Source organism: Streptomyces flavofungini (assembly GCF_014650815.1).
Classification (GTDB): domain Bacteria; phylum Actinomycetota; class Actinomycetes; order Streptomycetales; family Streptomycetaceae; genus Streptomyces; species Streptomyces flavofungini.
Map to the genome: position 1 here is coordinate 1 of NZ_BMVR01000028.1, position 18980 is coordinate 18980.

Annotated in this window: 2 protein-coding genes; both read right to left on the minus strand. The window is 74.4% G+C overall.

What is annotated here, in order from left to right; translation table 11 throughout:
- Positions 1-4328, minus strand: a 4328-nt coding sequence (locus IE274_RS38230; RefSeq protein WP_190120561.1) for a type I polyketide synthase, incomplete at its 3' end; no start/stop codon positions are given.
- Between the two features lie 41 nt (positions 4329-4369).
- Positions 4370-18940, minus strand: a complete 14571-nt coding sequence (locus IE274_RS38235; protein WP_190120562.1) for a type I polyketide synthase — start codon at positions 18938-18940, stop codon at positions 4370-4372.
- Between the last annotated feature and the right edge of the window lie 40 nt (positions 18941-18980).

The following is an 18980-nucleotide window of genomic DNA, read 5'->3' on the forward strand; positions in this document are numbered from 1 at the left end:
GCCTCGTCCAGACCGGCCAGCCGCTGCGCGAGCGCCGACGTGCCCTGCTCGGCCGGAGCGGTGGCGAACGCGGCCTGGACGTCGGGGAGTTCACTGAGGAGGGGGCTGGGGCGCTGGGCCATGAAGGTGCCCGCGAACCGCTCCCAGTCCATGTCGGCGACGACGATGTTCCCGTCGCCGCGCTCCAGCACGGTGGCCAGTCCGGCGATCGCCACGACGGGAGCCATCGAGTTCAGACCCCGGCGGCGCAGCTGTGCCGCGGAGTCCGGACCGGAGTTGGCGACCATGCCGCCGTCGGCCCACGGCCCCCACGCGACCGCGGTGGCGGGCAGGCCCGCGGCCCTGCGGTGCTCGGCCAGGGAATCCAGGTAGGCGTTGGCGGCCGCGTACGCGCCCTGCGCACCGCTCCCCCACACACCGGCGATCGACGAGAACAGCACGAAGGCGTCCAGCGGCGTGTCGCCCAGGAGCTCGTGCAGGTTCCGCGCGCCGTCGACCTTCGCCGCGAGCACACCGGCCAGGTCGTCCTCGTCCAGCTCCGCGAGCGGAGCCGTGCGCTCGATGCCGGCCGCGTGCACGACCGCGGTGAGCGGGAACTCGGCGGGCACGGAGGCGAGTACGTCGGCCAGCGCGTCCCGGTCGGCGGCGTCGCAGGCCGCGATGGTGACGCGCGCGCCGAGCGTGGTCAGCTCCGCACGCAGTTCCTCGGCGCCTTCGGCCGCGGCACCGCGCCTGCTGGTGAGGAGCAGGTGCTCGGCGCCCTTCGCCACCAGCCACCGGGCGACGTGCGCGCCGAGCGCGCCGGTGCCGCCGGTCACCAGGACCGTTCCGCGCGGCGACCAGCCCTCGGACGCGGCACCGCCCAGCGGCGCGGGCACCAGCCTGCGGCCGAGGATCCCGTTGCCGCGCAGCGCGACCTGGTCCTCGCCGCCCGTACCGGCGAGCACCGCGGCCAGCAGGTCACCGGTCGTCTCGTCGGGCGCCGCGGGCAGGTCCACCAGACCGCCCCAGCGGCCCGGCTGCTCCAGCGCGGCCACCCGGCCCAGACCCCACACCAACGACTGCTCGAACCCGGCGACCGCGTCGCCGTCGGCCGCCGCCACCGCACCGGACGTCAGGCACCACAACGGCGCCTCGACACCCGCGTCGCCGAGCGCCCGCAGCAGACCGATCGTGGCCGTGACCCCTGCGGGCACCGCCGACTCGCCCGCGTCGGCGAGCCCCAGCAGCGAGACCACTCCGCCGAGAGCGGGCAGCTCGCTCAGCCGCTCCGCCCACTCGACCGTCGCCGGGTCCACGTCCAGGACGTGGACGTCCGCACCGTTGCGGGCCAGCGCCGCACGCACCCACTCGCCGCGCGGCTCTCCGCTCGGCGCCACGACCAGCCAGGCGCCGTCCAGTTGACGGCTCGCGGCGGCTATCGGGCTCCAGTCGATCCGGTAGCGCCAGCCGTCCACGGTGGCCCGGCCCTGCTGCTCCGTGCGCCAGGCGGACAGCATGGGCAGCACGTCGCTCAGCGGGTCGTCCGACGACACGTTCAGCATGCGGGCCAGGTCGGCGAGGTCGCCCTCCGCGATGGCCTCCCAGAACCGCGCCTCCACCGGCGACATCCGCTCGGCGCGCGCGTCGGCGGGCACGTCCAGCCAGAAGCGCTCGCGCTGGAACGCGTACGTCGGCAGGTCGACCTGCCGGGCGCCGCTGCCGTCGAAGCGGGCGGTCCAGTCGACCGGCACGCCCTGCGTGTACAGCGCGGCCACCGTCGTGACGAGCGCGATCTCCTCGGGCCTGTCCGTCCGCAGCGCGGGCAGGAACACCGCGTCGGGCGCGCTGCCGACGCCGAGAGCGGACAGCGTCCCGCCCGGGCCGACCTCCACGAACACGTCGACTTCCTGCTCGCGCAGGGCCACGACGGCATCGGCGAAGCGCACGGACTCGCGCACGTGCCGCACCCAGTACTCCGGGGAGGCCAGCTCCTCGGCGGACGCCTGCGCGCCGGTCAGCGTCGACACGATCGGAATCTGCGGCGCCTCGAAGGACACGCCCTCAAGGACCGTGCGGAAGTCGTCCAGCATCGGGTCCATCAACGGCGAGTGGAACGCGTGGCTGACCTTCAGCCGCGTGACCTTGCGGCCCGCCTCACGCCAACGCTCCGCGACCGCCTCGACATCAGCGGCCACACCCGAAACGACAACGGATGACGGGCCGTTGACCGCAGCGATGCCCACGGTCTCCGGCAGGTCGTCGGAGGCGACCTCTTCCTCGGACGCCTGGATCGCGACCATCGCGCCGCCCTTGGGCAGCGCCTGCATCAGCGCGCCCCGCGCGGCCACGATCTTGGCGGCATCCGGCAGCGACCACACACCCGAGACGTGGGCCGCCGCCAGCTCGCCGATGGAGTGCCCGGCCAGCATGTCGGGGCGCACACCCCAGGACTCAAGGAGGCGGAACAGCGCGACCTCGACCGCGAACAGCGCGGGCTGCGTCACTCCCGTCTCGTTCAGGGCGTCCGCGTCCCCACCGAACAGCACCTCACGTACCGACGGGTCGAACTCCGCAAGGACCTCGTCCAGCGCCTCGGCGAACACCGGGAAGCGCTCGGACAGTTCACGCCCCATGCCGAGGCGCTGCGAGCCCTGGCCCGAGAACAGGAAGCCCAGCAGGCCGCTGCCGGTGGAGCCCGTCACCAGGCCCGGGGTCTGCCTGGCCTCGGCCAGTGCCGTGAGGGCGGTCAGGCGGGACCCGTGGTCGTCCGCGATGACGACGGCACGGTGTTCCAGCGCCGCCCGGGTGGTGGCGAGCGAGAAGCCGACGTCCTGGGGGTCGAGGTCGGCGACGTGGGAGCGGAGCCGCTCGGCCTGGACGCGCAGCGCCTCGGGGCTCCGGGCCGAGAGGACCCAGGGCACCAGGCCGTCGCGTACCGGCTCCGCGGCCTCCTCCTGCTCGACGGCGGGGGCCTGCTCGATGATGGCGTGCGCGTTGGTGCCGCTCACGCCGAACGACGACACACCGGCGCGGCGCAAGTGGCCGGTCTCCGGCCACGGCCGGGCCTCCGTGAGGAGTTCGACGGCGCCCGCCGACCAGTCGACGTGCGTCGAGGGCTGGTCCACGTGCAGCGTCTGCGGCAGCACGCCGTGGCGCATCGCCATGACCATCTTGATCACGCCCGCGACACCGGCGGCGGCCTGGGTGTGACCGACGTTGGACTTCACGGAGCCGAGCCACAGGGGCTCGCCGCTGCGGCCCTGGCCGTAGGTGGCGAGGAGGGCCTGCGCCTCGATCGGGTCACCGAGGGTGGTGCCGGTGCCGTGCGCCTCGACGGCGTCGACGTCGGTCGGGGCGAGGCCCGAACTCGCCAGGGCCTGCCGGATGACGCGCTGCTGCGACGGGCCGTTCGGGGCGGTGAGGCCGTTGGACGCGCCGTCCTGGTTCACCGCCGAGCCGCGCACGACCGCGAGAATCTTGTGGCCGTTGCGCTGGGCGTCCGAGAGGCGCTCCACGAGGAGCATGCCCGCGCCCTCGCCCCAGCCGGTGCCGTCGGCGGCCTCGGCGAACGCCTTGCAGCGGCCGTCCACCGAGAGGCCGCGCTGGCGGCTGAACTCCACGAAGGAGCCGGGTGTCGACATCACCGTGACGCCGCCGACGAGGGCCATGTCGCACTCGCCCTTGTGCAGGGCCTGCGCCGCGAGGTGCAGGGCGACCAGCGACGACGAGCAGGCCGTGTCCACGGTGACGGCCGGGCCTTCGAGGCCGAACGTGTACGAGAGGCGGCCGGAGATGACGCTCGCCGAGATGCCGGTGCCCGCGTAGCCCTCGACGGTCTCCATCGCGGCCATCAACAGGGCCGCGTAGTCCTGGCCGTTGGTGCCGACGAACACGCCGGACCGGCTGCCGCGCAGGGTGTGCGGGTCGATGCCCGCCCGCTCGAACGCCTCCCACGACGTCTCGAGCAGCAGCCGCTGCTGCGGGTCCATCGCTAAGGCCTCGCGCGGCGAGATCCCGAAGAAGCCGGAGTCGAACTCCGCGGCGCGGTCCAGGAAGGCGCCCTTGCGGCTGTAGGTGGTGCCGGAGCGGTCGGGATCCGGGTCGTAGAGCGACTCCACGTCCCAGCCGCGGTCGGTCGGGAAGTCCGACACCGCGTCCGTACCGGACTCGACCAGACGCCACAGGTCCTCGGGCGACTCGACGCCGCCGGGGAACCGGCAGCTCATGCCGACGATCGCGATCGGCTCGGCGGCCTTCTCCTCGACCTCGCGCAGCCGTTGCTTGGTCTGCCGCAGGTCCGCGGTGACGCGCTTCAGGTAGTCGAGGACCTTGTCGTCGTTCGACATGTGCTTTGTTACCCCTTTTGGTGAGAGTCCGGACCTGCGGTTCAGGACTCAAGTTCCTCGTCGATGATGTTGAACACGTCGTCGAGCGTTGCCGAGTCGAGGTCGCCCGCCGCGCTCTCCGGCTCCTTGTCGTCCCAGGTGGACAGGAGTGACCGGAGCCGCAGCCGGATGTCTCCGACCAGCGCGTCGTTCGGGTCGAGCTTGGAGATGGTGACCGTCAGCTTGTTCAGTTCGCCGAGCACCTCGGCGGCGGGCGTGCGGTCGTCGGCGAGCACCGTCGTCCGCAGGTGGGCCGCGAGTGCCGCCGGGGTCGGGTGGTCGAAGACCAGGGTGGCGGGCAGTCGCGTGCCGACCTCGGCGTCGAGCCTGTTGCGCAGTTCCACGCCGGTGAGCGAGTCGAATCCGAGTTCCTTGAAGGCCCGTTCCGCCTCGACGGCCTCCGGCCCGGCGAAGCCGAGCACGGCCGCGGTGTGGCTGCGGACGAGGTGGACGAGGGTGCGGTCCCGCTCCGCCTCGGTGAGGCCCGCGAGCCGCTGGGCGAGCGAGACCGTGCCGGGACCGTCGCCGGACCGCGCGGCCCTGCGGGCGGGCGTGGGCACCAGGCCGCGCAGCAGCGGCCGTACCTGCTCCGGGTGGGCCCGCAGCGCCGCCAGGTCGATCGCGGCGGGCACCGCCGTCGCGACGCCGGTCGCGCGCGCCGCGTCGAAGAGTGCCATGCCGTCGGCGGAGGACAGCGGGGCCATGCCGCCGCGCGCCATCCGCTGTACGTCGGCGTCGTCGAGGTGCCCGGTGATGCCGCTGGCCTCGGCCCACAGGCCCCAGGCGAGTGACGTCGCGGGCAGTCCGGCGGCCCGGCGGTGCTGGGCGAGCGCGTCCAGGAAGCTGTTCGCCGCCGCGTAGTTGCCCTGGCCCGGGCTGCCGAAGACACCGGCGACGGCGGAGAACAGGACGAACGCCGACAGGTCCAGGTCGCGGGTCAGCTCGTGCAGGTGCAGCGCGGCGTCGCCCTTGGGGCCGAACACCGCGTCGACGTGCTCCGGGGTCAGGGACTCGACCACGCTGTCGTCCAGGACACCGGCGGTGTGCACGACGGCGGTCACGGGGTGCTCGGCCAAGAGCGCCGCCACCGCGTCGCGGTCGCTCACGTCGCACGCGGCGATCGTGACCTGTGCCCCCGACTCCTCCAGTTCCCGGCACAGTTCCTCCGCACCCGGCGTGGCCGGGCCGCGGCGGCCGGTGAGGACCAGCTTGCCCACGCCGTGGCGGGTGACGAGGTGGCGTGCGGTGAGGCCGCCGAGTACGCCGAGACCGCCGGTGATCAGGACGGTGCTGTCGGCGGTGAACGCCCCGGGCTCGGGTGCGTGGTCGGCCTCGGGCGCGTCGGCCGGAGCCGCGAGCCGCGCCAGCCTGGCCACCGAGGCGGCGCCGTTCCTGATCGCGAGCTGCGGCTCCCCGGTGGCCACCGCGGCGGGCAGGCCGCGCAGCGACTTCTCGTGGGCGTCGACGTCGACGAGGACGAACCGCTCCGGGTGTTCCGACTGCGCCGACCGCACCAGGCCCCACGCGGGGGCGCGGACCAGGTCCGGGACGTCCTCGTCGGGCCCTGCCGCCACCGCGCCGCTCGTGAGGAGCACGAGCTGCGCGTCGGCGAACCTGTCGTCGGCGAGCCACTGCTGGAGCAGGTCGAGGGTGTCGCGGGTCGCCGCGCGCGGGGTCGTCGCGCCCTCGCCGGGCGTCACAGCCACGCGCCGGGGCACGGGCGCACCCCCGTCGACGGCGGCGCGGAGCGCGGCCAGGTCGCCGTGCTCGTCGACCGGCTCGCCCGCCGCGGTGAGCGCATGGGCGAGGCGGGCGGTGTCGCCGCCGAGCACCGCCCAGGTGCCGGTGTCGGGAGCGGCGTCCCGTACGGGGACCCACTTCACCTCGAACAGCGAGTCGCGGTGCGCGGACCGGGCGAGGTTGAGCTGGTCGGCCGAGAGGGGCCGCAGGCTCAACTGGTCGACGGCGGCGACCGGTGCGCCGGAGCCGTCGGCGACGAGCACCGCCACGGCGTCCACGCCGACGGGCGTCAGCCGCACCCGCAGCACCGTCGCGCCGGTGGCGAGCAGCCGCACCCCGGCCCACGAGAACGGGAGCCCGTCCGAGCTCACCCCGAGCCCGGCCGTGTGCAGCGCGGCGTCCAGGAGGGCCGGGTGCAGGCCGAAGCCCTCGTCCGTGAGGCCGTCCGGCAGCACCACTTCGGCGAACACCTCGTCGCCCTTGCGCCAGGCGGCGCGCAGGCCCTGGAAGGCGGGGCCGTGGTCGAGGCCGGAGGCGGCGATGGTGGCGTAGTGCTCGTCGATCCCGACCGGTTCGGCCTCGGTCGGCGGCCAGGCGACGAGGTCGTCGGTGACGGGTTCGGCGTCGGCCGCCAGGGTGCCGGTGGCGTGGCGGGTCCAGGCGCCGCCCGCGTCCCCTCGGGAGTCCACGGTGAACGCCCGCCGGCCCGCCGCGTCCGGCCCGTCGAGGCTGAGCCGCACCTGCACGCCGTCCCGCTCGGGCAGCACCAGGGGCGCCTCCAGGACGAGGTCGTCCAGGGACACGCAGCCGACGTGGTCACCGGCGCGCAGCGCGAGGTCCACGTAGGCCGCGCCGGGGAGCACGGCGGTGCCGAGGACGCGGTAGTCGGTGAGCCACGGGTGGGTGCGCAGGGACAGTCGGCCGCTGAACACGAGGCCTTCGGAGTCGGCGAGTTCGGTGACGGCGACGAGGACGGGGTGGTCCACCCGGCCGAGGCCGGCCGAGGTCACGTCGCCGGACGCGGTGTGTGCCGCCGTGGGCCAGAAGCGCTCGTGCTGGAAGGGGTACGTCGGCAGGTCGACGCGCTGCGCTGCCGGGAGCGGCCACTCCACCCGGCCGCCGCGCGTGAACAGCGTGGCCGCCGAGGTCATGAGCCGGGCCGGGCTGCTGTCCCCGCGCCGCAGCGAGCCGACGACCACGCCGTCGGTGCCGACGAGTTCGCCAAGACCGGCCACGAGGACCGGGTGCGGGCTGACCTCGACGAAGGTGCTGAAGCCCGCCGCCACCAGTGCGGAGACGGAGTCGGCGAACTGCACGGTCTGGCGCAGGCTGCGGTACCAGTACGCGGCGTCCAGCTCGCGGGTGTCCAGCCAGCCGCCGGTCAGCGGCGAGAAGTACGGCACGTCTCCGGAGCGCGGCGTCACCTCCGCGATGCCCGCCAGGAGTTCCGCCTCGATCCGCTCGACGTGGTGGGAGTGCGGGGCGTAGTCCGCCTGGACCCGCCGCGCCCACACGCCCTGCTCGACGCAGAGGTCCACCAGTTCGTCGAGCGCGGCGGCGTCGCCGGACACGACGACCGAGGCGGGGCCGTTCACCACGCCGATGTCGAGCTGTCCGTCCCAGGGCGCGATGAGGTCCCGTACGGCGTCGACGTCGAGCGCGACGGACACCATGCCGCCCTGTCCCGCGAGCGCGGTCAGCGCCTTGCTGCGCAGGACGACGAGGCGCGCCGCGTCCTTCAGGGGCAGGGCGCCCGCGACGCAGGCCGCCGCGATCTCGCCCTGCGAGTGCCCCAGGACGGCGCTCGGCTCGACGCCCCACGACTGCCAGGTGGCGGCCAGCGAGACCATCACGGCGAAGAGGGCGGGCTGGACGACGTCCAGGCGCTCCATCAGGGCGGGGTCCTGGACGGCGTCGAGGAGCGACCAGTCGACGTACTCGCCGAGCGCCTGCGCGCACTCCTGCATCCGCGCGCGGAACACCGGCGAGGACTCCAGGAGTTCGAGGGCCATGCCGACCCACTGCGTGCCGTGGCCGGGGAACACGAACACCGTGCCGGTGCCGCGGTCGCCGGCCGCGCCGGTGACGACGTTCGGGGCCTCGCGGCCGTCGGCCAGGGCGGTGAGGCCGCTGAGGAAGTCCTCGCGGTCGAGGCCCACCAGCACGGCGCGGTGGTCGAAGGCCGGCCGGGACCGCAGCGTGTGGGCGACGTCGGCGACCGGCACGTCCGCCTTGTGGTCGAGCTCGTCCCGGAGCCGGGCGGCCTGTTGCCGCAGCGCCTCGCCGGACCGGGCCGAGAGGACCCACGGCAGGACGCCGGGCTCCGTCGGCTCTGCCGCCTCGGCGGGCGTCGCCGCGGGGGCTTGCTCGATGATGGCGTGCGCGTTGGTGCCGCTGAACCCGAACGACGACACACCGGCACGCCACGGCCGGTCCACGGCGGGCCACGCACGCTGATGGGTGAGCAGTTCCACCGCGCCCGCGGACCAGTCGACGTGCGGCGACGGCTCGTCCACGTGCAGGGTGCGCGGCAGCACGCCCGCCCGCATCGCCATGACCATCTTGATCACGCCCGCCACACCGGCGGCGGCCTGGGTGTGCCCGATGTTGGACTTGACCGACCCGAGCCACAGGGGCTGGTCGGCGGGGCGGTCCTGGCCGTAGGTGGCGAGGAGCGCCTGGGCCTCGATCGGGTCGCCGAGCTTCGTGCCGGTGCCGTGCGCCTCGACGGCGTCGACGTCGGCCGCGGCCAGGCCCGCGCTGGCCAGGGCCTGGCGGATGACGCGCTGTTGTGAGGGGCCGTTCGGGGCGGTGAGGCCGTTGGAGGCGCCGTCCTGGTTCACCGCGGAGCCGCGGATCACCGCGAGGACGGGGTGCCCGTTGCGCTGGGCGTCCGAGAGGCGCTCGACGAAGAGCATGCCGACGCCCTCGCCCCAGCTGGTGCCGTCGGCGGCGGCGGCGAAGGCCTTGCACCGGCCGTCGAGGGACAGGCCGCGCTGGCGGCTGAACTCGATGAACGCGCCGGGCGTGGACATCACCGTCACGCCGCCCGCGAGCGCCAGTTCGCACTCGCCGGACCGCAGCGCCTGCACCGCCAGGTGCAGCGCGACCAGCGACGAGGAGCACGCCGTGTCGACGGTGACGGCGGGGCCCTCGAAGCCGAACGTGTACGACAGGCGGCCGGACGAGACGCTGGCCGCGTTGCCGGTCGCCATGTAACCGCCGACGTCCTCGGCAGCATCGCCGAGCACGAGGCCGTAGTCCTGCGCGTTCGAGCCCACGAACACGCCGACGCTCTCACCGCGCAGCGACGCCGGGTCGACCCCGGCCTGCTCAAGGAGTTCCCAGGAGGTCTCCAGGAGGAGTCGCTGCTGCGGGTCCATGGCGAGGGCCTCGCGCGGGGAGATCCCGAAGAAGCCCGCGTCGAAGCCGCTCACGTCCGACAGGAACGCGCCCGAGCGGAGATACGTGGTGCCGACCGCGTCCGGGTCGGGGTTGTAGAGCGCCTCCACGTCCCAGCCGCGATCGGCCGGGAACTCCGTCACCGCGTCGCCGCCGGACAGGAGGACGTTCCACAGGTCCTCCGGGCTGGACACACCCCCGGGGTACCGGCACGACATCGCCACGATCGCGATCGGCTCGTCGCTCACACCGGAGACCGCGACCGGAGCCGAGGCCGTGGGTGCCCCACTGGCACCGCACAGTTCGCTGCGCAGGTAGGCGGCCAGGACGGCGGCCGTCGGGTAGTCGAAGACCAGGGTCGCGGGCAGTGCGAGACCGGTGGCGTCGCTGAGGCGGGCGCGCAGTTCGACGGCCGTCAGGGAGTCGAAGCCGAGGTCACGGAAGGCACGGGTCGCGGAGAACGCGTCACCGGAGACGTGGCCCAGGACAGCGGCCGCCTCGTACCGGACCAGCTCGGTGAGCTGCCGCTCCTGCTCCGCCTCGTCCAGACCGGCCAGCCGCTGCGCGAGCGCCGACGTGCCCTGCTCGGCCGCAGAGGTCCCGAACGCGGCCTGCACCTCGGGCAGTTCACCGAGGAGCGGGCTGGGGCGCTGCGCCATGAAGGTGCCCGCGAACCGGGACCAGTCGACATCGGCGACGACGACGTTCCCGTCGCCGCGCTCCAAGGCCGTGGCCAGACCGGCGATCGCCACCGCCGGAACCAGCGTCGTCAGGCCCCAGCGCTGCAGCAGCGCGGTCTGCTCGGCGGTGGCGACCATGCCGCCGCCGCCCCACGGCCCCCACGCGACCGCGGTGGCGGGCAGGCCCGCGGCCCTGCGGTGCTCGGCCAGGGAATCCAGGTAGGCGTTGGCGGCCGCGTACGCGCCCTGCCCGCTGCTGCCCCAGACTCCCGCGATGGACGAGAACAGCACGAAGGCGTCCAGCGGGGTGTCGCCCAGGAGTTCGTGCAGGTTCCGCGCGCCGTCGACCTTCGCCGCGAGCACACCGGCCAGGTCGTCCCGGTCCAGCTCGGCGAGGGTGGCCGAGCGCTCGATGCCCGCCGTGTGGACGACGGCGGTGAGCGCGGGGACGCTCTCCAGGAGCGCCCGGACCGATTCCTTGTCCGTCACGTCGCAGGCGGCGATGGTGACGCGCGCGCCCCGCTCGACGAGTTCCGCCTCCAGTTCCTCGGCACCCTTGGCGGCCGGGCCGCGACGCCCCGCCAGTACGACGTGCTCGGCACCGCTCGCCGCCAGCCAGCGCGCCACATGACCGCCCAGGGCGCCGGTGCCACCGGTCACCAGGACCGTGCCGCGCGGCGTCCAGCCGGAGCCGGAGCCGGTCGCGCTGAGCGGCGCGGGCGCCAGCCTGCGGCCGAGGATCCCGTCGCCGCGCAGCGCGACCTGGTCCTCGCCACTCGTCCCGGCAAGGACGGCGGCCAGCTGATCGCCGGTCGTCTCGTCCGGCGCCGCGGGTACGTCGACCAGACCGCCCCAACGACCGGCCTGCTCCAGGGCGGCCACCCGGCCCAGACCCCACAGCATCGACTGCTCGAACCCGGCGACGACGTCGCCCTCGGCCGCCGCCACCGCGCCCGACGTGAGACACCACAACGGCGCCTCCACACTCGCGTCACCGAGCGCCCGCAGCAGGTCGACCGTGCCCGCGACACCCGTCGGCACAGCCGAGTCGCCCGCGTCGGCGAGCCCCAGCAGCGAGACGACTCCGTCGAGCGCGGGCAGTTCACTCAACTGCTCCGCCCAGTCGACCGTCTCCGGGTCCACGTCCAGGACGCGGACGTCAGCTCCGTTGCGGGCCAGCGCCGCACGCACCCACTCGGTGCGGTCCTCGCCCGTCGAAGCGACGACCAGCCAGGCGCCGTTCAGCTGTCGGGCTCCGGCGGACACCGGCCGCCACTCCACTCCGTACCGCCAGCCATCGGCGACAGACCGGTCCCGCTGCTTCCGGCGCCACGCGGACAGCCGAGGCAGCACCGCGCTCAGCGGATCGTCCGACGACACGCCCAGCGTGCGGGCGAGGTCGGCGGGGTCGCCTTCCTCCACGGCCTCCCAGAACCGCGCCTCGACCGGCGACATGCGCTCGGCGCCGTCATCGACGGACGCGGCGTCCAGCCAGTAGCGCTCGCGCTGGAAGGCATAGGTCGGCAGGTCGACGGGGCGGGCGCCGCCGCCCGCGAAGTACGCGGCCCAGTCGACCGGCACGCCCTGCGTGTGCAGCGCGGCGACCGTGCCGAGGAGCGCGTTCTCCTCGGGCCTGTCCGCGCGCAGCGCGGGCAGGAACGCCGCGTCGGGCGCGCTGCCCAGGCCGAGAGCGGACAGCGTGCCGCCCGGGCCGACCTCGACGAACACATCGGTGCCCTGCTCGCGCAGCGCCACGACGGCGTCGTGGAAGCGCACGGACGCGCGCACGTGCCGCACCCAGTACTCCGGGGAGGCCAACTCCTCGACCGTGGCGAGCTGTCCGGTCAGCGTCGACACGATCGGGATCTCGGGTTCGCCGCACTCGATGCCCTCGACCACCGCACGGAACTCGTCGAGCATCGGGTCCATCAGCGGCGAGTGGAACGCGTGGCTGACCTTGAGGCGGGACACCTTCCGGCCCGCCGCACGCCAGCGCTCGGCGACCGCCTCGACATCGGCGGCAACACCCGAAACGACCACGGACGAGGGCCCGTTGACGGCAGCGATGCCCACGGTCTCCGGCAGGCCCTCGGACGCGACCTCTTCCTCCGTGGCCTGGATCGCCACCATCGCGCCACCGGACGGCAGCGCCTGCATGAGCGCACCCCGCGCGGCCACGACCTTGGCGGCGTCCGCCAGCGACCACACCCCGGCCACATGCGCGGCGGCCAGCTCACCGATCGAGTGGCCGGCGAGCACGTCGGCCCGGACACCCAAGGACTCAAGGAGGCGGAACAGCGCCACCTCGACCGCGAACAGCGCGGGCTGCGTCACGCCGGTCTCGTTCAGCGCGTCGGCGTCCGCGCCGAACAGGACCGCACGCACCGACGGGTCGAACTCCGCAAGCACCTCGTGCAGGGCCTCGGCGAACACCGGGAAACGGGCCTCCAGTTCACGGCCCATCCCCAGCCGCTGCGACCCCTGTCCCGAGAACAGGAAGCCCAACCGGTGCGGTGCCGCCTCACCCACCGCGACACCCGAACCGCCACGCCCTTCGGCGAGCGCGGCCAGGCCCGACTGGAAGCCGGCGGCGTCGGCGGCGACGACCACGGCTCGGTGTTCGAGCACCGCCCGCGAGAACACCAGCGCACGGCCCACGTCCGGCACGGACAGCTCACGCGTCGCGTCCACATAGGACGTGAGACGCCGGGCCTGCTCCCGCAGCGCCTCGGGGGTCTTGGCCGAAAGGAGCCACGGGACGACCGCGCCGACCGGCAGCGGCTCCGGGACGTCCTCCCGTACGACCACGGGGGCCTGCTCGATGATGGCGTGCGCGTTGGTGCCGCTGAACCCGAACGACGACACACCGGCACGCCAGGGCCGGTCCGCGGCAGGCCACGGCCGGGCCTCCGACAGCACCTCGACCGCACCGGCGGACCAGTCCACGTGCGGCGACGGCTCGTCCGCGTGCAGCGTCCGCGGCAGTACGCCGTGGCGCATCGCCATGACCATCTTGATCACACCGGCGACACCGGCGGCAGCCTGGGTGTGGCCGATGTTCGACTTGATCGAGCCGAGCCACAGCGGCTCACCGGCACGTTCCTGGCCGTAGGTGGCGAGGAGCGCCTGGGCCTCGATCGGGTCGCCCAGCTTCGTACCCGTGCCGTGTGCCTCGACCGCGTCCACATCGGACGGCGCCAGGCCCGCGGTCGCCAGCGCGGCGCGGATGACCCGCTGCTGCGAGGGGCCGTTGGGCGCGGTGAGGCCGTTGGACGCGCCGTCCTGGTTCACCGCCGAGCCGCGCACGACGGCGAGCACCTGGTGGCCGTTGCGCTGGGCGTCGGAAAGACGCTCGACGAGGAGCATGCCGACGCCTTCGCCCCAGCCGGTGCCGTCGGCGTCCGCGCCGAACGCCTTGCACCGGCCGTCCACCGAGAGCCCGCGCTGGCGGCTGAACTCCACGAACGCGGCGGGCGTCGACATCACCGTCACACCGCCCGCGAGCGCCAGCTCGCACTCGCCCTTCTGCAGGGCCTGCACGGCCAGGTGCAGGGCGACGAGCGACGACGAGCACGCCGTGTCCACGGTGACGGCCGGGCCTTCGAGGCCGAACGTGTACGAGAGGCGGCCGGAGATGACGCTCGCCGCGCTGCCGGTGCCGAAGTAGCCGTCGACGGTGTCCTGAGCGGCCATCATCAGCCGGGTGTAGTCCTGGCCGTTGGTGCCGACGAACACACCCGACCGGCTGCCGCGCAGCGACTGCGGGTCGATGCCCGCCCGCTCGAACGCCTCCCACGACGTCTCCAGGAGCAGCCGCTGCTGCGGGTCCATGGCGAGGGCCTCGCGCGGCGAGATCCCGAAGAGCGCGGGGTCGAAGTCCGCCACGCGATCGAGGAAGGCACCCATGCGGGAGTACGACGTGCCGACGCCCGCGCCCTCCGGGTCGTACAGCGCCTCGACGTCCCAGCCCCGGTCGGTCGGGAAGTCGGTCACCGCGTCCACGCCCGACCGCAGCACCTGCCACAGGTCCTCCGGGCTGGACACGCCGCCGGGGAACCGGCACGACATCGCCACGATCGCGATCGGCTCGTCGGTCGCACCCGCCACGGCCGCCGCGGCAGTGGGGGTGGCGGCGGCAGCTCCGGACAGTTCGGTCCGCAGATAGGTGGCCAGCGCCGCGGCCGTCGGGTAGTCGAAGACCACGGCGGCGGGCAGGGCCACGCCGGTCGCCTCGCTGAGGCGGGCGCGCAGTTCGACGGCCGTCAAGGAGTCGAAGCCGAGGTCACGGAAGGCGCGGGTGGCCGAGAAGGCGTCGCCGGACGCATGGCCGAGCACCGCGGCCGCCTCGTACCGGACCAGCTCGGTGAGCTGCCGCTCCTGCTCGGCCTCGTCCAGAGGGGCCAGGCGCTGGGCGAGGGCCGAGGTGGCCTGCTCGGCCGGAGCGGTGGCGAACGCGGCCCGGACGTCGGGGAGTTCACCGAGGAGCGGGCTGGGGCGCTGCGCCATGAAGGTGCCCGCGAACCGGGACCAGTCGACGTCGGCGATGGTGATCTGTCCGTCGCCGTGGTCGATGGCCGCGCCGAGCCCGGCGAGCGCCGCTTCGGGGGCCATCGTGGTCAGGCCCCTGCGGTGCAGTTGCGCGGCCACGTCCGCACCGGCGTCCGCGACCATGCCGCCGTCGGCCCACGGGCCCCAGGCGATGGCGGTGGCGGGCAGGCCCGCGGCCCTGCGGTGGTCGGCGAGGGCGTCGAGATAGGCGTTGGCGGCGCCGTAGGCGGCCTGGCCGCCGCTGCCCCAGACCCCGGCGATGGACGAGAACAGCACGAAGGCGTCCAGCGGGGTGTCGCCCAGGAGTTCGTGCAGGTTCCGCGCGCCGTCGACCTTGGCCGCCAGCACGTCGCCGAATCCGGCGAGGTCGCCCGGGTCGAGGTCGGCGAGGGCGGCGGAGCGCTCGATGCCCGCCGTGTGGACGACGGCGGTGAGCGAGGGGACGCTCTCCAGGAGCGCCGCGACAGCGTCCCGGTCCGCCATGTCGCAGGCGGCGAACGTGGCCCGCGCGCCGAGCTCGACGAGCTCGGCCTCCAGCGCGGCCGCGCCTTCGGCCGAGGCACCGCGACGGCTCACCAGGACGACGTGCTCGGCGCCGTGTGCCGCGACCCAGCGCGCCACATGGCCGCCCAGGGCGCCGGTGCCACCGGTCACCAGGACCGTCCCGCGCGGCGACCAGCCCTCTCCGGCGGCACCGCCCAGCGGCGCGGGCGCCAGCCTGCGGCCGCGTATCCCGTCGCCCCGCAGGGCGAGTTGGTCCTCGCCGCTCGTACCGGCGAGCACCGTGGCCAGCAGGTCACCGGTCGTCTCGTCCGGCGCCGCCGGTACGTCGACCAGTCCGCCCCAGCGGTCAGGGTGCTCCAGGGCGGCCACCCGGCCGAGGCCCCAGAGCATCGACTGCTCGATTCCGGGGACCGCGTCGCCCTCGGCCGCCGCCACCGCGCCCGACGTGAGGCACCACAGCGGCGCGGACACGTCCGCGTCACCCAGGGCGCGTAACAGACCGATCGTGGCCGCCACACCCGTGGGCACCGCCGACTCGCCGCTGTCCGCCAGCCCCAGCAGCGAGACGACTCCGTCGAGCGCGGGCAGTTCACTCAACTGCTCCGCCCAGTCGACCGTCTCCGGGTCCACGTCCAGGACGTGGACGTCAGCTCCGTCGCGGGCCAGCGCCGCACGCACCCACTCGGCGCGGTCCTCGCCCGTCGAAGCGACGACCAGCCAGGCGCCGTCCAACTGTCGGGCTCCGGCGGACACCGGCCGCCACTCGACCCCGTACCGCCAGCCATCGGCGACAGACCGGTCCCGCTGCTTCCGGCGCCACGCGGACAGCCGAGGCAGCACCGCGCTCAGCGGATCGTCCGACGACACGCCCAGCGTGCGGGCGAGGTCGGCGGGGTCGCCTTCCTCCACGGCCTCCCAGAACCGGGCCTCGACCGGCGACATGCGCTCGACGCCCGCCTCGACGGGGTCGGCGTCGAGCCAGTAGTGCTCGCGCTGGAACGCGTACGTCGGCAGGTCCACGCGCTGAGCGCCGCTGCCGTCGAAGCAGGCGGCCAGGTTCACCGCGACACCGCGCACGTGCAGGTGGCCGACGGCGATGGTCAGCGCGACGAGCTCGGGGCGATCACCGCGCAGGGCGGGTACGAAGGCGGCCTCCGGGGCCGTGAGCTGCCCGAGACCGGACAGCACTCCGCCGGGGCCGACCTCCACGAACACGTCGGCGCCCTGCTCGCGCAGGGCCACGACGGCGTCGGCGAAGCGCACGGACTCGCGCACGTGCCGCACCCAGTACTCCGGGGAGGCCAGCTCCTCGGCCGTGGCCCGCGTACCGGTCAGCGTCGACACGATGGGGATCTGGGGCGCCTCGTACGACACGCCCTCCAGGACCCGGCGGAAGTCGCCGAGCATGGGGTCCATGAGCGGCGAGTGGAACGCGTGACTGACCTTGAGCCGGGTCGCCTTGCGACCCGCCTCACGCCAACGCTCGGCGACCGCGTCGACATCGGCGGCGACACCGGAGACGACCACGGAGTTCGGGCCGTTCACGGCCGCGATGCCCACGGTCTCCGGCAGGTCCGACGCGACCTCGGCCTCGCTGGCCTGGATCGCGACCATCGCGCCACCGGACGGCAGCGCCTGCATCAGCGCACCCCGCGCCGACACCACCTTGACGGCGTCCGCCAGCGACCAGACACCGGCCACGTGCGCCGCCGCCAGCTCACCGATCGAGTGGCCCGCCAGCATGTCGGGGCGCACGCCCCACGACTCAAGGAGGCGGAACAGCGCCACCTCGACCGCGAACAACGCGGGCTGCGTCACCCCGGTCTCATTCAGCGCGTCCGCGTCCTCACCGAACAACACCTCACGCACCGACGGATCGAACTCCGCAAGGACCTCGTCCAGCGCCGCCGCGAACACCGGGAAGCGAGCCGCGAGTTCACGACCCATCCCGAGGCGCTGCGAACCCTGACCCGAGAACAGGAAGCCCAGCCGGTGCGACGCGGCTTCGCCCACGACGACGCCCGGGCCGCCACGCCCCTCGGCGACAGCGGTGAGCCGGTCGAGGGTGGTGGCGCGGTCCTCCGCCACCAGCACGGCGCGGTGCTCGAACAGGGAGCGGGTCGTGGCCAGGGAGAAGCCGGTGCCCGCCGGGTCGAAGTCGGCGGCGGCCGCCACGGCGGACCGGAGTCGGTCGGCCTGTGCGCGCAGCGCGTCGGGGGTGCGGGCGGACAGCGCCCAGGGCGTGACGGGGGCGGCCGACGCGTCGGTGTCCGTCGTGGGCCGCGGGTCGGCGGCGGGCGTCTCCTCCGGGGCGGCGGGTGCCTGCTCCAGGATGACGTGGGTGTTCGTGCCGCTGACGCCGAACGAGGACACACCGGCGCGGCGCGGTTCGCCGGTCTCCGGCCACGGCTGTGCCTCGGTGAGCAGCGCCACGGTGCCGGCCGACCAGTCGACGTGGCTGCTCGGCTCGTCGACGTGCAGGGTCCTGGGCAGCGTGCCGTGCCGCATCGCCATGACCATCTTGATGATGCCGCCGACCCCGGCCGCCGCCTGGGCGTGGCCGATGTTCGACTTCAGCGAACCCAGCCACAGCGGGCGCTCCGGGGTGCGCTCGGCGCCGTAGGTCGCGATGAGGGCGTGCGCCTCGATGGGGTCGCCGAGGGTGGTGCCGGTGCCGTGCGCCTCGACGGCGTCGACCTGGGCCGGGGTGAGTCGCGCGCTCGCCAGGGCCTGGTTGATGACGGTCTGCTGGGAGGGGCCGTTGGGCGCGGTCAGGCCGTGGGACGCGCCGTCCTGGTTGACCGCGGAGCCGCGGACCACCGCGAGGATCGGGTGGCCGTTGCGGCGGGCGTCGGAGAGGCGCTCCACGAGGAGCATGCCGACGCCCTCGCCCCAGCCGGTGCCGTCGGCGCTGTCGGAGAACGCCTTGCAGCGGCCGTCCACGGACAGGGCGCGCTGCCTGCTGTACTCGACGAACGTGCGCGGTGTGGCCATGAACGTGGCGCCGCCCGCCAGGGCGAGGGAGCACTCCTCACGGCGCAGCGCCACCATCGCGAGGTGCAGGGCGACGAGCGACGAGGAGCACGCCGTGTCCACCGTCACCGCGGGCCCGACGAGGCCGAGGGTGTAGGCGATGCGGCCGGACGCGATGCTGCCCGCGCTGCCGTTGGCGAGGAAGCCCTCGAACCCTTCGGGCGCCTGCGGCAGCCGCGTCGCGTAGTCGTTGTACATGACGCCCGCGAAGACACCGGTCCTGGTGTCCTTGGCCTGCACGGGGTCGATGCCCGCGCGCTCGAACGCCTCCCACGACGTCTCGAGGAGCAGTCGCTGCTGCGGGTCCATCGCCGCGGCCTCGCGCGGGCTGACCCCGAAGAACGCCGGGTCGAAGCCCGCGGCGTCCTGCAGGAAACCGCCGTGCCGGGTGATGGACGTGCCCGCGTGGTCCGGGTCGGGGTCGTAGAGCGTGTCGGCGTCCCAGCCGCGGTCGGCCGGGAACTCCACCACGGCGTCCCCGCCGTCGGCGACGAGCTGCCACAGGTCCTCGGGCGAGGCCACGCCGCCGGGGTAGCGGCAGCTCATCCCGATGATCGCGATGGGCTCGTGCTCCCGGTCCTCGACCTCGCGCAGGCGTCGGCGCGTGTTGCGCAGATCGGTGGTGGCCCGCTTGAGGTAATCGCGGAGCTTGTCCTCGTTCTCCATCTGGCCTGTACTCCTTACGGCGGTGCGGACGTGTTCGCCT

Excerpts from the sequence above, each read along its gene's own strand:
- IE274_RS38235 (WP_190120562.1), bottom strand. The coding sequence starts at position 18,940 with ATGGAGAACGAGGACAAGCTCCGCGATTACCTCAAGCGGGCCACCACC.